General features: G+C 67.8%; 18 protein-coding genes. 11 read left to right on the plus strand and 7 right to left on the minus strand.

Annotated elements, in window-relative coordinates; genetic code table 11:
* Nucleotides 1-144: 144 nt before the first annotated feature.
* Entirely contained in the window at nt 145-2373 is a 2229-nt protein-coding gene (locus AC3A3Q_RS13475) for a DUF1631 family protein (protein ID WP_487586734.1), read from the minus strand.
* Between the two features lie 159 nt (nt 2374-2532).
* Here AC3A3Q_RS13475 and AC3A3Q_RS13480 point away from each other — a divergent pair, with 159 nt between their 5' ends.
* The 3 genes from AC3A3Q_RS13480 to AC3A3Q_RS13490 are packed head-to-tail and all read left to right on the plus strand — an operon-like array spanning nt 2533 to nt 4682.
* Nucleotides 2533-3138: a nitroreductase family protein gene (locus AC3A3Q_RS13480; protein WP_487586735.1), complete on the plus strand. Its 606-nt coding sequence runs from the start codon at nt 2533-2535 to the stop codon at nt 3136-3138.
* The gene (locus AC3A3Q_RS13485; RefSeq protein ID WP_487586736.1) at nt 3135-4100 is read left to right on the plus strand and encodes a 5'-3' exonuclease; all 966 of its coding nucleotides are present in this window, start codon (nt 3135-3137) and stop codon (nt 4098-4100) included. The genes AC3A3Q_RS13480 and AC3A3Q_RS13485 overlap by 4 nt, the downstream gene beginning before the upstream one ends.
* A 27-nt stretch (nt 4101-4127) precedes the next feature.
* The gene (locus tag AC3A3Q_RS13490) at nt 4128-4682 is read left to right on the plus strand and encodes an NUDIX hydrolase (protein ID WP_487586737.1); all 555 of its coding nucleotides are present in this window, start codon (nt 4128-4130) and stop codon (nt 4680-4682) included.
* 142 nt (nt 4683-4824) lie between these two features.
* On the opposite strand, the gene AC3A3Q_RS13495 is transcribed toward AC3A3Q_RS13490, so the two are convergent.
* From AC3A3Q_RS13495 to prmC, 3 genes are all read right to left on the minus strand, one after another.
* On the minus strand, nt 4825-6240 hold the full coding sequence (locus AC3A3Q_RS13495; RefSeq protein ID WP_487586738.1) for a sugar porter family MFS transporter: 1416 nt from the start codon (nt 6238-6240) through the stop codon (nt 4825-4827).
* A 196-nt stretch (nt 6241-6436) separates the two neighbouring features.
* Nucleotides 6437-7378, minus strand: coding sequence for a prolyl aminopeptidase (pip, locus tag AC3A3Q_RS13500; RefSeq protein ID WP_487586739.1), 942 nt, complete (start codon nt 7376-7378; stop codon nt 6437-6439).
* Between the two features lie 115 nt (nt 7379-7493).
* Nucleotides 7494-8366 (minus strand): peptide chain release factor N(5)-glutamine methyltransferase, encoded by an 873-nt coding sequence (gene prmC, locus AC3A3Q_RS13505; protein WP_487586740.1) that lies wholly within the window; start codon nt 8364-8366, stop codon nt 7494-7496.
* A gap of 218 nt (nt 8367-8584) precedes the next feature.
* Between prmC and ahpC the strand changes: the two genes are divergently transcribed.
* The 3 genes from ahpC to AC3A3Q_RS13520 all read left to right on the plus strand — a co-directional run bounded on the left by ahpC (nt 8585) and on the right by AC3A3Q_RS13520 (nt 12085).
* On the plus strand, nt 8585-9148 hold the full coding sequence (gene ahpC / locus AC3A3Q_RS13510; RefSeq protein ID WP_241918628.1) for an alkyl hydroperoxide reductase subunit C: 564 nt from the start codon (nt 8585-8587) through the stop codon (nt 9146-9148).
* A 214-nt stretch (nt 9149-9362) separates the two neighbouring features.
* Complete coding sequence (gene ahpF / locus AC3A3Q_RS13515) at nt 9363-10955, plus strand: alkyl hydroperoxide reductase subunit F (protein WP_487586741.1); 1593 nt, start codon at nt 9363-9365, stop codon at nt 10953-10955.
* Nucleotides 10956-11149: 194 nt separating this feature from the next.
* Entirely contained in the window at nt 11150-12085 is a 936-nt protein-coding gene (locus AC3A3Q_RS13520; protein WP_487586742.1) for a LysR substrate-binding domain-containing protein, read from the plus strand.
* Nucleotides 12086-12132: 47 nt separating this feature from the next.
* Here AC3A3Q_RS13520 and AC3A3Q_RS13525 read toward each other — a convergent pair whose 3' ends face one another.
* The 3 genes from AC3A3Q_RS13525 to AC3A3Q_RS13535 form a co-directional block, all read right to left on the minus strand.
* Nucleotides 12133-12708 (minus strand): hypothetical protein, encoded by a 576-nt coding sequence (locus AC3A3Q_RS13525; RefSeq protein WP_487586743.1) that lies wholly within the window; start codon nt 12706-12708, stop codon nt 12133-12135.
* 76 nt (nt 12709-12784) lie between these two features.
* Entirely contained in the window at nt 12785-13303 is a 519-nt protein-coding gene (locus tag AC3A3Q_RS13530) for an adenine phosphoribosyltransferase (RefSeq protein WP_200606590.1), read from the minus strand.
* A 55-nt stretch (nt 13304-13358) separates the two neighbouring features.
* Nucleotides 13359-13628, minus strand: coding sequence for a putative signal transducing protein (locus AC3A3Q_RS13535; protein WP_487586744.1), 270 nt, complete (start codon nt 13626-13628; stop codon nt 13359-13361).
* 181 nt (nt 13629-13809) lie between these two features.
* Here AC3A3Q_RS13535 and AC3A3Q_RS13540 point away from each other — a divergent pair, with 181 nt between their 5' ends.
* The 5 genes from AC3A3Q_RS13540 to AC3A3Q_RS13560 all read left to right on the plus strand — a co-directional run bounded on the left by AC3A3Q_RS13540 (nt 13810) and on the right by AC3A3Q_RS13560 (nt 18539).
* Nucleotides 13810-15582: a glutamine--tRNA ligase/YqeY domain fusion protein gene (locus AC3A3Q_RS13540; protein WP_487586745.1), complete on the plus strand. Its 1773-nt coding sequence runs from the start codon at nt 13810-13812 to the stop codon at nt 15580-15582.
* Nucleotides 15583-15593: 11 nt separating this feature from the next.
* Nucleotides 15594-16061, plus strand: coding sequence for a hypothetical protein (locus AC3A3Q_RS13545; RefSeq protein ID WP_487586746.1), 468 nt, complete (start codon nt 15594-15596; stop codon nt 16059-16061).
* Complete coding sequence (locus tag AC3A3Q_RS13550; RefSeq protein WP_487586747.1) at nt 16061-16636, plus strand: nucleoside deaminase; 576 nt, start codon at nt 16061-16063, stop codon at nt 16634-16636. Before AC3A3Q_RS13545 ends, AC3A3Q_RS13550 begins: the two co-directional genes overlap by 1 nt.
* A 30-nt stretch (nt 16637-16666) precedes the next feature.
* Nucleotides 16667-17719 (plus strand): 23S rRNA (cytidine(2498)-2'-O)-methyltransferase RlmM, encoded by a 1053-nt coding sequence (gene rlmM / locus AC3A3Q_RS13555; RefSeq protein ID WP_200608417.1) that lies wholly within the window; start codon nt 16667-16669, stop codon nt 17717-17719.
* Nucleotides 17720-17831: 112 nt separating this feature from the next.
* The gene (locus tag AC3A3Q_RS13560; protein ID WP_487586748.1) at nt 17832-18539 is read left to right on the plus strand and encodes an EF-hand domain-containing protein; all 708 of its coding nucleotides are present in this window, start codon (nt 17832-17834) and stop codon (nt 18537-18539) included.
* Nucleotide 18540: the final 1 nt, after the last annotated feature.

An 18540-nucleotide genomic window follows, 5' to 3' on the forward strand; every position in this document is an offset into this window, starting at 1 on the left:
AAATGGATCCCGGCATTCGCCGGGATGACGTGACATTGCTGATGGAGTGCGGGCCTGGGTCCCGGCGTTCGCCGGGATGACGTGACGTTGCTGATGGACTGCGGGCTGGGTCCCGGCGTTCGCCGGGATGACGAGCACGGCCGATCAGCGCGCGACCGGCGCCCGATCCAGATGGCGACGCACCTGCCGCATCGCCTCGTCAAAGGCCGTGCGCTCGGCACCGATCGTCAGGCGCCCGGCGCTTGCCAGCGACGCCAGTTCCTCGGGCGAAACCACCAGCATGCGGATGCCGCGGCGATTGACCAGCAGGAAGCGCGAGGTCAGCGGACTGACCCAGGCAATCTTGGCCGCAACCGACTCACCCTGCGCATCGGTCAAACGCACCCAGTCGCCCACTTCCAGACTGCGCATGCGCTCGGCCAGGATCTGGTCGTGGGTCATCGTATCGGTGCCACCGACCAGCCACAGCTTGCGCTCGCTCTCGCTGGCATCGTCCTCGGGCATCGTCAGCGGCGGCGACGGTCGGCGGCTGCGCGGCGTATCCGGCGTCGCCAGCGCGCGCACCAGTCCGGCCATGCCGTGCTGAGCGGCGCTGTCGTCCAGCCCGGAGCTGGCCAGGCATTCGACGATCGCCGGCTGCAGCGCCAGCAGCTGGTCGGCCAGCTCGCGGCCGCGGTTCTGCCCCGCCATGCGGTCGGCCATCAACAACGCATCGCCCAGGGCAATCGCCTCGGCGTGACGGCGCGGATCGGCACCATCGCGCAACAAGGTCTGGACGACGTGGTGGCGCCACGGCATGGCCAGGAAGTCGGCCACGGCCTGGGTCAGTTCGGGCTCGGCCAGGCGCTCGCTCAGTGCCGATTCGGCCTGCTCACGCGCCGCGCCCAGGCGTTCGCGGCCATAGGTGGCCTTGGCGGCGCGCTGCTCCTGCAGTTCGATGCGGCGGCGCTGCTGCGCCAGCAATGCGTCGAGCTCGGCGTGCGCCAGCTCGAACACGGCCAGGTCTTCGTTGTATTCGGCGACGATGCGCTGCGAGATTTCGGTGGCGCGGTCGAGCAGTTCGCGATCCTGCGCGGTCTCGGCGTCGTTGCCTTCGCAGGCCTCGGTGATGGCATCGAGCAGGCGGCGCGCGGGATGCTCGCGCTTGACGAACACACCGTTGTCGGTGAGCGCAACCTTGACGTAGGGCAGCACCAGGCGCGCGTAGAGGCGGCGGGCGCGGTCCTGCAGCGCGTTGTGCTGGAAAAGCGAATCGAACAGCAGTGCGACCAGGTCGATCGCATCTTCTTCCTCGGAGCTGAAGCAGGCCTGCTCGGGATTCAGACCGAGGCGGCGGGCGCCGTCCTGGAGGTGGTCGCGGATCGTTTCGCCGAGCCTGCCCGACACCGCCAGCGCGCGTGCGAACGCGTCCGGCGGCTCGGCCTGCAGCAGCGAGGCGACGCTGAGGATTTCATCCACCCGCATCTCGCGACGCGGGCCGGTGGCACGTGCCGAGGCCGTGCCGAGCGCCGGACCGGCCTCGTCCTTGGGCAGGCTTTCGCGCCAGGCATGGAGCTGGGAGCGCAGTTCCGCCAGTTCGCCCGCCATCGCCGCAATGTCCTGGTTGGACATCGGGGTCGACAGGGTGCGGCCAAAATTGCCCGCGCCGGAGGCATGCGTGAACGGCGCGGCGGCGCCAGGGCCGCCGAAGCCATCGCCGGACCCGCCAAAGCCCGTCGGCGGCGCATAGCCGTCGCGGCGCGAGGCATCGGCACGTGGACTGGCGGGGGCAGGTGCCGGTGCCGCACTGCCATAGCCGGAGGTCGCCAAGAGCGTGTTGACGCGCGCGTAGAGCTCGCCAAGCACGCGCACCAGCTCTGTTTCGTAATGACGGAACAGGCGGGCGCGCAGGGTGTCGGGGACCTGCGCTTCAAGGAAAGTCTGGGCAAAGGCCGTGACCAGGCGGTCCGGGCCGATCGGATTGACCCCGACCGGCACGCGCATCGCCTCGGAGAGGGTCTGCAGGCGGCTTTGCAGGGTGTCCAGGGGGCGGGCGAACCGCGCCACCAGCGCCTCGTTCAGGCGGCCGCTGGCGAGCTCGTATTCCAGCTGCTGCTCATCGACCAGGCGCAGCTGGACCTCGCCACCGCTGCGGATGCGCAGCGCGCGAAAGTCGTCGAAGCCCTGCGCGACCTGCTGGCGGTAGCGCATGACATGCGACGCCTGCTGCTGGCGCAGCACCCACAGCGCGGCCTGCTCTTCGTAATAGTTGTTCTTGCCGTCGGTCTTGAGCGATGCGAGCTTGAGCGCATCCTCGATCGGGCCGTAGAGCGTGCCCGGCAGCCCGCCGAGCGCTTCCAGGGCCTGACGCTTGATCTCCTCAAGCATGCGCATCGGATCGGTACGCGTAGCTTGAGCGACGCCGTGCGGATAGCCGGACACTGCTTGTTCCCCTGTTACGTGGACCGAACCTGCCGTGTGCCGGCAGTTGGTAGGCGCATAGTGGCAAGATACGACCTCGCCTTGCAGGCCCACTTTGAGCAATTGTGACTGATGTCGCGAAACACTTCTGACCCGTCCCAGAAATTCGACCTGGCCCTGGCCACCCTGGATGCCCGCCGCTCGGTCCCGCCCAAGCAGTTGGGCGAGCCCGGACCCGATCCGGACACGCTCATGCGCCTGTTGCGCTCGGCCGTGCGAGTGCCCGACCACGGCAAGCGGGTGCCGTTCCGCTTCATCAGCTTCAGCGGCGATGCCCGCCACGCCTTCGGCGAGCGCCTTGCGCAACGCAGTCGCCAGCGCGATCCCGACGCCAGCGACGCGGTCATTGAAAAGGATCGGTTGCGATTCTCGCACGCACCGCTTGTGGTCGCTGTCATCGGAATACTCGGTCCGGACGAGAAGATTCCCGAGTCCGAACGCTTCTCTACCGCTTCGTGCGTGTGCTTCGCCCTGCTCCAGGCCGCGCAGGCGCTGGGGTATGGCGCGATCTGGCTGACCGGCTGGCTGGCCTATGACGCGCAGGTCGCGCAATGGCTGGGCCTGGCCGAGCATGAGCGCGTGGTCGGCTTCGTCCATATCGGCACGCCGAAGCTGGACGCGCCCGAGCGCGAGCGCCCCGATCCGACCGAACTGCTCAGCGCGTGGTCGCCGACATGAGCGGCGCCGACACCATGACGCCCGCACCGGTCGCGACGCGTGCACCTGCGTCTACCGTGTATCTCGTCGATGCCAGCATGTATGTGTTCCGCGCCTGGCATTCGATGCCCAACGAGTTCCACGACGCAGACGGCTGGCCTACCAATGCCGTGCACGGTTTCGCCCGCTTCCTGCTGGAGCTGATCGATCGCGAGCGGCCGCAGCACATCGCCATCGCCTTCGATGAAGCACTGGACTCGTGCTTCCGCAACGAGCTGTACCCGGCCTACAAGGCCAACCGCGAGTCGGCGCCGGAAGAGCTCAAGCGCCAGTTCGTGCATTGCAAGGCGCTGTGCGTCGCGCTCGGCCTGCCCGTGTTGTCGCACGGCCAGTACGAAGCCGACGACCTGATCGGCAGCGCCGTGCATGCCGCGCGCGGCAACGGCTTTCGTTCGGTGATCGTCTCCGCCGACAAGGACCTGTCGCAGCTATTGGGCGACCACGACGAACAATGGGACTTCGCCCGCGGCCAGCGCTGGGGCGCGGCCGGCGTGCCCGAGCGCCATGGCGTGCAGGCGCGGCAGATCGCCGACTACCTGGCGCTGACCGGCGATGCCGTCGACAACATCCCCGGCGTGCCCGGCATCGGCGCCAAGACCGCGGCGGCGCTGCTGGCCCACTTCGACACGCTCGATGCCCTGCTGGCACGCGTGGAGGAAGTGCCGTACCTGCGCCTGCGCGGCGCCGCCAGCGCGGCAGCCAAGCTGCGCCAGCACCGCGAGCAGGCGTTGCTGTGCCGCCAGCTGACCACGATCGCGCTGGATGCGCCGCTGGGCGACATCAGCCTGCAGTTCGCCCGCGGCAATGGCGACGGCGCCGGGCTGGGTGCACTGTGCGAAGCGGTGCGATTCGGTCCGATGACGCGGCGACGGCTGTACCAGTCGGCCGGCCTGGACTTCGCGGCGTCACAGTCCCCGGCATAGCATTCAGGCAAACACGACAGGTACGTCATGAACGAACAGGCACAAGAACCGCTGGAGACCCTGTATGAAGGTCCGTGGCTGCGCATGCGCAGGCGCGGTCGTTGGGAGTACGTCGAGCGCACGCACGGCGACGGCATGGCGGTGATCGTCATCGCGGTGACGCCGGACGACAAGGTGCTGTTCGTCGAGCAGTTCCGCATCCCGCTGGGCGCGCGCACGATCGAGATGCCGGCGGGCCTGGTCGGCGACGACCACGCCACCGACACGCTGGAAGCGGCGGCGCGGCGCGAACTGATCGAGGAGACCGGCTGGTCGGCGCAGCGCGTCGACGTGCTGCTGGTCGGCCCGACCTCGGCCGGCATGAGCAACGAACGCATCGCCTTCGTCCGCGCGCGCGAGCTGAGCAAGGTCGGCAGCGGCGGCGGCATCGACAACGAAGACATCACCGTGCATGAAGTCCCGCGCGCGCAGGCACCGGCATGGCTGATGCAGAAGCAGCGCGAGGGCTACGAGCTGGACCTCAAGCTTTGGGCGGGGTTGTGGATGATCGAGCACAACCCGGACGGGACGGCGGCCGACTAGGCCCCCTCTCCCCTGGCCGCCTTTGGCGGCCTGTCCCTCTCCCACGAGGGGAGAGGGCAACGCGGATGCTCTCCCCTTCTTCCCTCTCCCCTCGTGGGAGAGGGACAGGCGCCGAACGGCGCCAGGGAGAAAGCGCGAAGCGCTAGTCCCGCATCTCCTCCAGCTCCATCCCCTTGGTCTCGCGCACCGAAGTCAGCACGAACACCAGCGAGCCCAGCGCGAACAGCGCATACAGCCCATAGGCGAACGACAGCCCGATTTCCGCCAGCGACGGGAAGCTGCTGGTGATGATGAAGTTGGCGATCCACTGCGCCGAGGCAGCCACCGCCAGCGCGATCGCGCGGATGCGGTTGGGGAACATCTCGCCCAGCAGCACCCACACCATCGGGCCCCAGCTCATGCCGAAGAACACCACGTAGGCATTGGCGGCGACCAGGGCGACCATGCCCCACGGCTCGGGCAGGCTCAGTTCGGCGCCGCTGCCGGTCGCCTGCGAGAAGCACCACGCCATCAGCGCCAGCGTCACCGCCATGCCGGCCGAACCAATGGTCAGCAGCGGCTTGCGCCCGATCCTGTCGACCAGGGCGATCGCGACCAGCGTCACCAATACGTTCACCACCGAAGTGACGACAGTGATCGTGAACGAGTCGGCCTCGCTGAAGCCCACCGAGTGCCACAGCGTCGACGAGTAATAGAAGATCACGTTGATGCCGACGAACTGCTGGAACACCGACAGCGCAATACCTATCCACACCACCGGCAGCAATCCGGCGCGGGGGCCGCGCAGGTCTTTCAAGGTCGGACGGTATTCCGAACGCAGGCTGTGCTGGATGTCGGCGACCTTCTGGTCGAGCGCGGCCTCGCTGTTGAGACCCAGCACCTGCCGCAACACATCGCGCGCCTCACGCGGACGACCGCGTGCAACCAGGTGGCGCGGCGATTCGGGCACGCCCAGCACCAGTGCGCCGTAAACCAGCGCCGGCACCACCGCGACCAGGAACATCCAGCGCCATGCCTCCAGCCCGAACCACAACTTCGCCGATGCGCCGCCGGCGATACCGGCGAGCCATGCATCGCTGAGCAGCGCCATGAAGATGCCGAGCACGATCGCCAGCTGTTGCAGCGAGCCCAGTCGCCCGCGCACGGCGGCCGGCGAAACCTCGGCGATGTAGGTCGGTGCGATCACCGAAGCCACGCCGACGCCGATGCCGCCGACCACGCGCCAGAACACCAGGTCCCACACGCCGAACACCAAGCCGGAGCCCAGCGCGCTGATCGCCAGCAGGAACGCCGCCACCTGCATTGTCCGCACGCGACCGAAGCGGTCCGCCAAGGGGCCTGCGTACCAGGCGCCCAGCGCGGACCCGAGCAGCGCGCAGGACACGGCGAAACCGGTCTGCGCCGCGCCGAGGCCGAAGCCGCCGCGGATGGCATCGACTGCACCGTTGATGACCGCGGTGTCGAAACCGAACAGGAAGCCGCCCAGTGCAGCGGCAGCGGAGATCAATACGACCCGTGCTGTGACGTGTTGTTGCTCGGACTCGGCAATCGCGCTCATTCGTATCCCCCGGGCCGCCTGCTGGCGGCGTCCGGGCGATTCTGCGCGAGCAGGGGGCGGGCTGTCCTTGAATACGTATGCAGCGTCCGGCGTCATCCCCGCGAAGGCGGGGATCCATGGACGTTGGCTTTGGCCTCAGTCCTCAAGCGGGAGCGACGTCCTTGGATTCCCGCCTTCGCGGGAATGACGAGCCAAGTCAGGCGAAGCTGTCTGTCGCCGTCACCAGCGCATCCACGTTCTCCGCCTCGAACGCCGAATGCCCCGACGCCGGCGTGATCACCAGCTCGCCCTTCGGCCAGGCCTTCTTCAGGTCCCACGCATTGGCGACCGGGCAGACCACGTCGTAGCGACCGTGCACGACCACGCCGGGGATGTCGGCGATGCGGTGCGCGTCGCGAAGCAACTGGTCATCGACCTCGAAGAAGCCGCTGTTGACGAAGTAATGGTTCTCGATGCGCGCGAAGGCGAGCGCGAACTGCGGATCCTCGTGGCTGGCGGCGAAATCCGGATCCACGTGCAGGAAACTGGTCGCGCCTTCCCACACGCTCCATGCCTTGGCCGCGGCCAGGCGCGTGGCTTCGTCGGACGAGGTCAGGCGGCGATGGAAGGCGCTGATCAGGTCGTGGCGCTCGACCACCGGAATCGCCGCCAGGTAGTGCTCCCAGGCATCCGGGAACAGGCGCGAGGCGCCGTCCTGGTAGAACCACTCCAGCTCCCAGCGACGCAGCATGAAGATGCCGCGCAGCACCAGTTCGGTCACGCGCTGCGGGTGCGCCTGCGCATAGGCCAGCGCCAGCGTCGAACCCCACGAGCCGCCGAACACCTGCCACTTGTCGATCCCCAGCTTGCCGCGCAGCTTCTCGATGTCGGCGACCAGGTCCCATGTGGTGTTGTCGACGAGGTCGGCGTGCGGCGTCGAACGGCCGCTGCCGCGCTGGTCGAACAGCACGATGCGGTACTTGGCCGGGTCGTGGAAGCGCCGCATCTTCGGGCTGCAGCCCGCGCCGGGACCGCCGTGCAGCAGCACCACCGGCTTGCCGTCCGGGTTGCCGCACTGCTCGAAGTAGAGCGTATGGCGGCCGTCGACCTGCAGGGTGCCGCTGTCGAAGGGTTCGATCTCGGGATAGAGCGTGCGCATCGGGGGCCTCACGTGAGGGGAGCAATTCCGGGTGGGCAATTCTAGGCTGTGGGAGCGGGCTTGCTCGCGAAGGCGTTTGGCAGGCGGCCAGTTTCGTTCGCGAGCAAGCTCGCTCCTACTGTGGCCACTGACCCAACGTCACACGATCGCGCTGCTCCCAGTCGGTCGCGGTTTCGACCTGTTCGAACCCTGCCACGGTCATGAGCTCGCGCACCGCTTCGCCCTGCTCCCAGCCGTGTTCGATCAGCAACCAGCCGCCCGGCTGCAGGCAGGCCGGCGAGTCGGCAACGATGCGCCGTATCGCATCGAGGCCATCGCGCCCCGACGCCAGCGCCGAGCGCGGCTCGAATCGCAGGTCGCCCTGCTGCAGATGGACATCGTCATCGGCGATATAGGGCGGGTTGCTGGCGATCAGCTCGAAACGTTCGCCGGCCAGCGGCGCCAGCCAGTCGCCATGGCGGAACTCGATGCGGGCCAGGCCGAGCAGGCGCGCGTTCTCGCGCGCCACCCGCAGCGCCTGTTCGCTGACATCGACCGCCACCACCTGCGCCTGCGGACGCTCGTGCGCCAGCGCCAGCGCGATCGCGCCGGTGCCGGTGCCCAGGTCGGCGATCCGCAGCGGCTGGCCAGGCGGCAGGCGATCGAGCGCCAGCTCGACCAGACGCTCGGTTTCCGGGCGGGGGATCAGCGTCGCCGGGGTCACCTGCAGATCGAAGCGCCAGAAACCGCGCTGGCCCAGCAGGTAGGCGACCGGCTCGCCGGCCTGCCGTCGCGCCAGCAGGCGTTCGAACTCGGCCAGGCGGTCAGGCGCCGGCGCATCCTCGGCGTGGACGTACAGCCAGGTCTGCGACACCCCCAGGGCATGGGCCAGCAGGTGCTCGGCCTCGGCCCGGGCCTCGTCGCCCGAAAGCCGGCCGGCCGCCTCGGCCAGGAGCCGGGCAACGCTCGGGCGCCCTGCCGGGCCGGCTGAATGGGGTGGTCTGCTCATGCCGGCATTGTCGCGTGCGGCACCCGCCAGCGCGAGCCAGGGCCGCCTTGAGCCGGGCGGAAACATCCGCACCTCAGGATGGATAAGCGTCGCCTATCCGCCGGAGCGTCCATAGGCAACGCCTATTAAATCAATTCCATCAATCAACTTGATGGATTGTCGCGCGATCCCTAATCTTTGCCCATCGCTTCCACCCACCCCGCATAAGGAATCCCCTGATGTCGCTGATCAACACCCAAGTTCTTCCGTTCAAGGCCACTGCCTACAAGAACGGCGAGTTCGTCGAAGTGACCGACGCCACCCTGAAGGGCAAGTGGTCCGTGGTGTTCTTCTACCCGGCCGACTTCACCTTCGTCTGCCCGACCGAGCTGGGCGACCTGGCCGACAACTACGCCGAGTTCCAGAAGATGGGCGTGGAGATCTACGGCGTGTCGACCGACACCCACTTCACCCACAAGGCCTGGCACGACACCTCCGACACGATCAAGAAGATCCAGTACCCGCTGATCGGCGATCCGACTGGCGTCATCACCCGCAACTTCGGCGTGATGATCGAAGAAGCCGGCCTGGCCGACCGCGGCACCTTCGTGATCGATCCGGACGGCAAGATCCAGATCGTCGAGATCAATGCCGGTGGCATCGGCCGTGACGCGTCCGAGCTGCTGCGCAAGGTCAAGGCTGCCCAGTACGTCGCCGCCCATCCGGGCGAGGTCTGCCCGGCCAAGTGGCACGAGGGCGAGAAGACCCTGAAGCCGTCGCTCGACCTGGTCGGCAAGATCTAAAGCCGTTCCGATGCCCCTCTCCCGCACGGGAGAGGCGGCTTCGACCGGGGTGCAAGGCAGGGCCTGGCGCCCTCCCCTGTCCGCCCCCGCGGACTTGGCCGGCCACATGCCCGCCAGTTTCCTTTTTGGATGTCGCGACGTTCGGGCAGTTCTCCCTCCCTCCCCTGCCCGGGCGCTCGCGGCGTTCATCTGACAATCGATGGAGCCGTCCCCCATGTTGGATGCCGATCTCAAGACCCAGTTGCAGGCGTACCTGGAAAAGGTCACGCAGCCGATCGAGCTGGTCGCTTCGCTCGATGACGGCGAAAAGTCGCGCGAGCTCGAGGCCCTGCTGCAGGACGTCGCCTCGCTGTCGGACAAGATTTCCTATGCGCGCCGCGATGACGATGCGCGCAAGCCCTCGTTCGCGATCAACCGCGTCGGCACCGATGTAGGTGTGCGCTTCGCCGGAATCCCGATGGGCCACGAATTCACTTCGCTGGTGTTGGCGCTGCTGCAGGTCGGCGGCCACCCGTCGAAGGCTGCGCCGGAGCTGCTCGAGCAGGTCCGCGATCTCGAAGGCGAGTACGTCTTCGAGACGTTCATGTCGCTCTCGTGCCAGAGCTGCCCGGACACGGTGCAGGCGCTGAACCTGATGAGCGTGATCAACCCCAACATCCGCCACGTCGCCATCGACGGCGCGCTCTACCAGGACGAGGTCGAGCAGCGCCAGGTGATGTCGGTGCCGACCGTGTTCCTCAACGGCCAGCCGTTCGACCAGGGTCGCATGACCATCGAACAGGTCCTGGCCAAGCTCGATACCGGCGCTTCGCAGCGCGATGCCGAGAAGATCAGCGCCAAGGATGCATTTGACGTGCTCGTCGTCGGCGGCGGTCCTGCCGGCGCGGCAGCGGCCATCTACGCCGCGCGCAAGGGCATCCGCACCGGCATCGCCGGCGAGCGTTTCGGTGGCCAGGTGCTCGACACCATGGCGATCGAGAACTTCATCTCGGTGACCTACACCGAGGGCCCGAAGCTGGCCAGCGCGCTGGAGCAGCACGTGCGCGAATACGACGTCGACATCATGAACCTGCAGCGCGCGAGCAAGCTTATTGCGGCCAGCGAGCCGGGCGGACTGATCGAAGTGCAGCTGGAGAACGGTGCGTCGCTGAAGTCGCGCAGCGTGGTGCTGGCCACCGGCGCGCGCTGGCGGCAGATGAACGTGCCCGGCGAAGAGCAGTACCGCAACAAGGGCGTGGCCTATTGCCCGCACTGCGACGGCCCGCTGTTCAAGGGCAAGCGCGTGGCGGTGATCGGCGGCGGCAACTCCGGCGTCGAAGCCGCGATCGACCTGGCCGGCATCGTCAGCCACGTCACCCTGATCGAGTTCGACAACCAGCTGCGCGCCGACGATGTTTTGCAGCGCAAGCTGCGCAGCCTGACCAACGTCACCGTGATCACCAGCGGCCAGACCACCGAGGTGCTCGGTGATGGCCAGAAGGTCAATGGCCTGGTCTACAAGGACCGCGTCGGCGGCGATTCGCATCGCGTCGAGCTGGAAGGCGTGTTCGTGCAGATCGGCCTGCTGCCCAACACCGAGTGGCTCAAGGGCACGGTGGCGCTGTCGCCGCGTGGCGAGATCGAAGTCGATGCATTTGGTCGTACGTCGATCCCGGGCGTGTTCGCCGCAGGCGACGTCACGACCGTGCCCTACAAGCAGATCGTGATCGCGATGGGTGAAGGGTCGAAGGCGGCGTTGAGCGCGTTCGACCATCTGATCCGCACGAGTGCACCGGCGGAGAGCGCGACTGCAGCGGTAGCGGCCTGAGCTTGAAAACCGTCATTCCCGCGAAGGCGGGAACCCAGTGACTTTGCATGCAGACAGATCGACGTCGCTGGGTCCCCGCCTTCGCGGGGATGACGGGTTAATGGACGAGTTGGCAGGGTCCGGATTCGCAGCACCGTTGTAGATCGAACAACAAAACCCATCTGTCCGTCGCTCCGCAAGTTGGAGAAACACTCTTGAACCTGCGCGACCTCAAGTACCTGGTAGCCCTCGCCGATCACAAGCATTTCGGCCGCGCTGCCGCGGCCAGCTTCGTCAGCCAGCCGACGCTGTCGACGCAGATCAAGAAGCTTGAGGACGAACTCGGCGTCGCCCTGGTCGAACGCGCACCGCGGCGTGTGATGCTCACTCCGGTCGGGCGCGAAGTCGCCGAGCGTGCGCGCAAGGTCATCGCCGATGTCGAGCAGATGGCCGAGATCGCGCGGCGCAGCCAGGACCCGGAGGCCGGCACGGTGCGGCTGGGGTTGTTCCCGACGCTCGGTCCCTATCTGCTCCCGCACGTGGTGGCGCCGCTGCGCCAGCGTTTCCCGCGCCTGGAGCTGTTGCTGGTCGAAGAGAAGACCGACCAGATCCTCGCGCGCCTGCGCGACGGCCGCCTCGATGCCGGCCTGCTGGCGTTGCCAATCCACGACGACCAGCTGCACGTCGAAGTGCTGTTCGACGAACCGTTCCTGCTGGCCGTGCCGCAACAGCACCCGATGGCCGACCAGGACTCGCTCGACATCAACGACCTCGACAACCAGCACCTGCTGCTGCTCGAGGAAGGCCACTGCCTGCGCGACCAGGCGCTGGATGTGTGCCACATGGCCGGTGCCGGCGAACGCGACGGCTTCCGCGCCACCAGCCTGGAAACGCTGCGGCAGATGGTCGCCGCCGGAGTCGGCATCACGCTGCTACCGATGCTGGCCGTGCAACCGCCGGTGCCGGTCTCGTCCGACATCCACCTGTTGAGTTTCCGCGGCGAAGCACCGCACCGGCAGATCGCGATGGTCTGGCGTCGCAGCTCGGCGATGGGCGATTTCCTGATGCAGCTGGCGGGCGAGTTCCGCAAGCTGCCGGCCTCATTGCTGGTGCCGCCAAAGACGCAAGCCGCGCAACCGCTGCCGTTGTAGGAGCGAGCTTGCTCGCGTCAGGCGCCCGGCCGCGAGCAAGCTCGCTCCTACTCCAATCCCGTCTGGCCCAGCCGATAGCGCGTGAGCACCGTGCCGACCGCAAGCATGGTCGCGATGAGCAGTGTCGACACCACGTGCACGCGCGGCTTGCTCGACAGCATGCACCCCACCATCAGCCCGATCCCCGCCACCTGCACCAGCCGGAACGGGATCAGCAGCGGCCGCAGGCCCATCAGCGGCTCGATGACGATGCCCCAGACTGCGGCCACGATCAGCATTCCGAAGAACACCTTGCGCGCATCGTAATAGTGCTTGCGCACGTCGATGGTGCCGTCGATGAGTTCCGGCAGGAACGCATGGCTGGCGATGCACAGCGTCGCCGGCCCGATCAGGACGAAGGCGAACTCGCCGTAGGTCCAGTCGCGCTCCGCCCGCATCGCCCAGAACGACCACCACATCTGGATGTGCAGGGCGATCAGCAGCCCGATCCAGATGCTGTGCAGCCAATAGGGCGTCACGCGCCGGCGGATCTGGACCATGTTGCCGATGCCGGCGAACAGCTGGGTCATGCCCAGGCCCAGCACCAGCGACACCATCACCGACAGGTAGTTGAATGCGTCCATCCCGACCGTACCGGCTGCTGAGCCGCAGTCAGGCTACCGGCCGGCTGCGTTGGCGGCGTGAAAAGTCGGATGCAGCCTAGTAGCGCAGCAACGCGTGCAACGGGGTCGCACCCGGCCAGCGCGAACGCCCCTGCAAGGCTTCCAGCTCGATCAGCACGCTCGCGCCCACCAGCTCGGCGCCCAGCTTGAGCACCAGTTCCTGCGCCGCTGCCAGGGTGCCGCCGGTGGCGAGCACGTCGTCGACGATCAGGGTCCGTTCGCCCGGTCGCAGCGCGTCATTGCGCGCCTGCAGGCGATCGCTGCCGTACTCGAGCTGGTAGGCGACCTCGACCAGCGGCGGCGGCAGCTTGCCCGGCTTGCGCAGCGGCACGAAGCCGGCGTGCAGCTTCTGCGCCAGCGCCGCGCCGAAGATGAAGCCACGCGACTCGATGCCGCACACGGCCTGCACCTCGCTGCCCTGCCAGGGTTCGGCGAGCGCATCGATGCAACGGGCAAAGCCGCCGGCGTCGGCGAGCAGCGGGGTGACATCGCGGAACACCACGCCCGGCTTGGGGAAGTCGGCGACTTCGCGGATCAGGGAGTCGAAGTAGGACATGGCGGGGCCGAAGTGGGGGGCGGGAGACGATACCCCATCCTCCCGGGACGGCTGGTCAGGCCGGCAGCAGGCCCGGCGGGTGGTCGGAGGCTTCCTCGCCATCGTCCTGCGGCGGCTGGTTCAGCGGCAGCGCGGCGACTATTTCACTGGCCTCGGGCCAGACCACGTCCGGCACGCACACCAGGATGGTGCCGAACAGGGGCAACTCGCCCATCCCGCCCAGCAGCGCCTCGCCCTTGAGGAACACCGGGATCTCCTGGGCTTCCAGGGCATGGCGCACCAAGTGGGCGTCGATAAGGTTGGCGGCTTCGTAGACGACTTTCATGGGGGGGATCCACGGTGAGGCTGTGGATGAGAATACGCCCCGGCCGGGAAGCGGCGTAGACGGGGCCCGGACGCTGCGGGCCTGGATCCCGGAGTTCGCCGGGATGACGTGCCATGCGTTCCCGGCGTTCATCGGGATGACGGGCTAAACTTCCCGGTCTTCCCCGCCCGTGCGATCCCGAATGTCCGCTACGCCCCACGCCAACGCCCCGACCGCCGCCCCGACCGCCGACGATTCCCTGGCATCCACCAAGCAGGACTTCATCCGGCAGATCGTTCGCGAGGACGTGGCCAGCGGCAAGCACGAGGCGATCAAGACCCGCTTCCCGCCCGAGCCCAACGGCTACCTGCACATCGGCCACGCCAAGGCGATCTGCCTGGACTTCGGCATCGCCCGCGAGTTCGGCGGCGAGTGCAACCTGCGCCTGGACGACACCAACCCGGTCAAGGAAGACCCGGAATACGTCCGCGCCATCCAGGAGGACGTGCGCTGGCTCGGTTTCGAGTGGCACGACCTGCGCCACGCCTCGGACTACTTCGAGGTCATCTACCGCGCCGCCGAGAAGCTGGTGCGCCAGGGCGATGCCTTCGTCTGCGACCTGTCGGCCGACGAAGTGCGCGCCTACCGCGGCACGCTGACCGAGCCGGGCCGCAACTCGCCCTACCGCGACCGCAGCGTCGATGAGAACCTCGACCTGCTGCGCCGCATGCGCGCCGGCGAATTCCCCGATGGTGCACGCACGCTGCGCGCGAAGATCGACATGGCCGCCGGCAACATGAACCTGCGCGACCCGGCGCTGTACCGCATCAAGCACGTCGAGCACCAGAACACCGGCATGGACTGGCCGATCTACCCGATGTACGACTTCGCCCACTCGCTCAGCGACGCGGTCGAGGGCATCACCCATTCGCTGTGCACGCTGGAGTTCGAGGACCACCGCCCGCTCTACGACTGGTGCGTGGACAAGGTCGACCTGGCCAATTCGAAGGAGCTGGTGCAGCCGCTGCTCGACAAGGGCCTGCCGTTCGAGGCCAGCAAGCCGCGCCAGATCGAATTCTCGCGCCTGAACTTCAACTACCTGGTGATGAGCAAGCGCAAGCTGATGGCGCTGGTGCAGGCCGGGCTGGTGGACGGCTGGGACGACCCGCGCATGCCGACGTTGCAGGGCATCCGCCGCCGCGGCTACACGCCGTCGGCGCTGCGCCTGATGGTCGACCGCGTCGGCATCAGCAAGCAGAACTCGCTGCTCGACATCTCCATCCTCGAAGGCGCCCTGCGCGACGACCTCGATGCCAGCGCATCGCGACGCATGGCCGTGATCGACCCGCTCAAGCTGGTGATCACCAACCTGGCGGCCGGTCACGAGGAATCGCTGACGTTCCCGAACCATCCCAAGGACGAAAGCGCCGGCGTGCGCACCATGCCGTTCTCCAACGAGCTGTGGATCGAACGCGAGGACTTCGAGGAGGTTCCGCCGAAGGGCTTCAAGCGCCTCACCACGGGCGGCGAAGTGCGCCTGCGCGGCGCCGGCATCTTCCGTTGCGACGAAGTGATCAAGGACGGCGACAAGGTCGTCGAGATCCGTGGCGTGCTCGATCCCGAATCGCGCCCCGGCATGGCCGGCGCCGACCGCAAGATCAAGGGCACGATCCATTGGGTCAGCGCGCGCCATGCCATTGCCGCCGAGATCCGCCTGTACGACCGCCTCTTCAACGTCGCCGATCCGGATGACGACGAGGGCACCGGCAAGACCTACACCGACCACCTCAACCCGGATTCGCGTCGCACCGTCACCGGCTATGTCGAGCCGGCAGCTGCCGTGGCCAGTCCGGAGCAGTCGTTCCAGTTCGAGCGCATCGGTTACTTCGTCGCCGATCGCCACGACCACCGCAGCGACGCACCCGTGTTCAACCGCAGCGTCACCTTGCGTGACACCTGGACCACGAAATCCTGAGGAGAAAGGCCATGCGTCGCCTGTCGTCGGCTTTGACCGCCCTGTTGCTGACCGTCCTGTGCGCCTGCGCCGCTCCGCCGTCTGAACCGGCGCCGGCAGCGACGCCGCAGGCCGCCGCCACGCCGGTCACACCTGCCACGCCGGTTACGGCGGGAACACCGGAAACGCCCACGCCTGCTGCCGCTCCCGCTCCCGCTCCCGCGAAGTCGGTCGCCGTGCCAGCGGCCGTCAAGATCGACCGCAGCTGCCGCAGCGACAACGACTGCGCCATCAAGGACGTCGGCAACTGCTGCGGCGCGATGCCGGCCTGCGTCAACGTCAACAGTCCGACCGATCCGCAGGGCGTCCAGGACGCCTGCGCGAAGAGCGGTCGCATGGGCGTGTGCGGTTTCAGGCAGATCGACAGCTGCCAGTGCGTGCAGGGGCAATGCAAGGAACAGGCCTCGGCTCTCGAGCAGGGCCCGGAGCAGGTGCGCTGATGTTGTATGCCCAGGTTCACCTGACGCTGCCTGCGTGGGTGCACGAGGCGGTCGACACCGACCGCGCCTACGCCGGCGATGAAGCCAAGGTCGCGTTGGCCATCGAGCTGTCGCGACTGAACATCGAAGCTGCAAGCGGCGGCCCGTTCGGCGCGGCCGTATTCGGTCCCGACGACCGCATCATCTCCATCGGCGTCAACCGCGTGCTGCCCCACACCTGCTCGCTGGCGCATGCCGAAACCATGGCGTACATGCTGGCGCAGCAGCGCACCCAGCGCGCACGCCTCAACGAGGACGCCGATGGCCAGCGTGTCGGACCGATCACGCTCGCCACGTCATCGCAGCCATGCTGCCAGTGCTACGGCGCCACCGTGTGGGCCGGCGTCGACCGGTTGCTGATCGGCGCGCGCAGCGACGACGTCGAGGAACTTACCGAATTCGACGAAGGCCCGCTGCCGGCCGACTGGGCCGGTGAACTGGAGCGTCGCGGAATACAGGTCGTGCGCGACATCCACCGCGACGATGCGCGCGAGGTGCTGCGTACCTACGGCGAACTCGGCGGCGAGCGCTACTGAGTGAGCACCGACTCCCCCATCGCCGACGCCCTGCTCTGCTACTGCCGTCCCGGCTTCGAACCGGAGCTGGCCGCCGAGCTGAGCGAGCGCGCCGCACTGCTCGACCTGCCCGGCTATGCACGCACGCAGCGCAACCAGGCCTACGTCGAATTCCTGGGCACCGATGCGGTCGCGCTGTCGCGGGCGCTGCCATACGACGATCTGATCTTCGCCCGGCAGAAGCTGTTGCGACTGGCCGACCTGCAGGGACTGGACCCGAGCGATCGCATCACGCCGATCATCAATGCACTGCATGCGGCCTATCCCGATGGCAGGCCGTCCGCCTACGGCGACGTGTGGGTCGAGCATCCCGATTCCGATGAAGCCAAGCCGCTGGCCGGACTGGCGCGCAGCTTCGGCAATGCGCTGCGCCCGGCGCTGCGCAAGGCCGGCTGGTTGACCCGCATCGACGATCCGCGACGCCCGCGCCTGCACGTGATCTTCCTCGCCGGCGACCACGCCATGCTCGCGCAGGCGAGTCCGCGCGACGGCTCGCCGTGGCAACTGGGCATCCCGCGCCTGCGCATGCACGCCGATGCGCCAAGTCGTTCGGCACTGAAGCTCGAGGAAGCACTGCTCACGCTGGTGCACGAGCACGAACGCGAGAAACTGTTCCGCGACAACATGCGCGCCGCCGATCTCGGCGCGGCGCCGGGCGGCTGGACCTGGGTGATGATGCGCCAGGGCCTGCGCGTGATCTCCATCGACAACGGACCGCTGCGTCCGGAACTGCTCGACAGCGGACGCGTCGAGCACCTGCGCGCGGACGGTTTCCAGTGGCAACCCAAGGGCCCGCTGGACTGGATGGTCTGCGACATGGTCGAACAACCGCGCCGCGTCGCCGAGCGCATGGCGACGTGGATCCGTGAAGGCTGGTGCAGGCACACCATCTTCAACCTGAAGTTGCCGATGAAGAAGCGCTGGGAAGAAACCCGCCTGTGCCTGGAGCTGTTCGAGCGTCAGGCGGAGAAACCGCTGACCATCCGCGCGCGCCAGCTCTACCACGACCGCGAGGAGATCACCGTCTTCGCGACGCCGCAATGACACCCTCCTCACCTGCGTGAACGCTGCCCATCGCGTGAACATGAAATTTATCGGCGGTTGATGATTGCGGGACTAGCGTCGCCCTTGCCTACAAGCACAGGGAGCGCAGACGATGAATTCCACGCACGGCATCACCTCGAACGGCAATAGCAAGATGGTCCTCGCTGCGGCGCTGCTGGTCGCGCTCGCATCGACCGGCACGGCGATGGCGCAACGCACGCAGGCCGCCCCGGCCAAGTCGCAGCAGCAGGCCGAAGCAGCCGCGAAGGCAGCCACCGAAAATGCCAACGCCGCGCGCGAGAGTGCCGCCAGCGCCCGTGATGCAACAGCGACCGCGGCCCCGGGCTACGGTCCTTCCGCGTCGCAGCACGCCAGCGATGCGCAGGACGCTGCCAATCGCGCGGTCAATGCCGCCCACGACGCGCACGGCGCCCAGGATGTCGCCACTGTCGGTGCCAACCCCGCATCCGGCGCGGCAGAGGCGCGCGAGGCGGCGTCAGCCGCCGGCGCTGCCAGCGTGCAGGCACAGCAGGCTGCAGATGCCGCCGTACGTGCTGCGACGCCTGCCGTGCCGGCGATGCCGGCAACGCCGGCAGTCCCGGCGTCGGCCAGCGCGCAGCAGCAGGTCAACGTGACCTCGAGCCCGCCGAATTCGACGCTGGCGGCGAAGGTCGATTTCGATTCGCTTGATGCCGACCGCGACGGCAACCTCAGCCGCACAGAAGTAACCACCAACACCACGCTGGCGACCGACTTCACCCGTATCGATGCTGATCACAACGGCCGCATCACCCGCAAGGAACTCGCCGGCGGCAAGTAAG

It is taken from the genome of Lysobacter sp. Soil_C_59, from assembly GCF_057656415.1.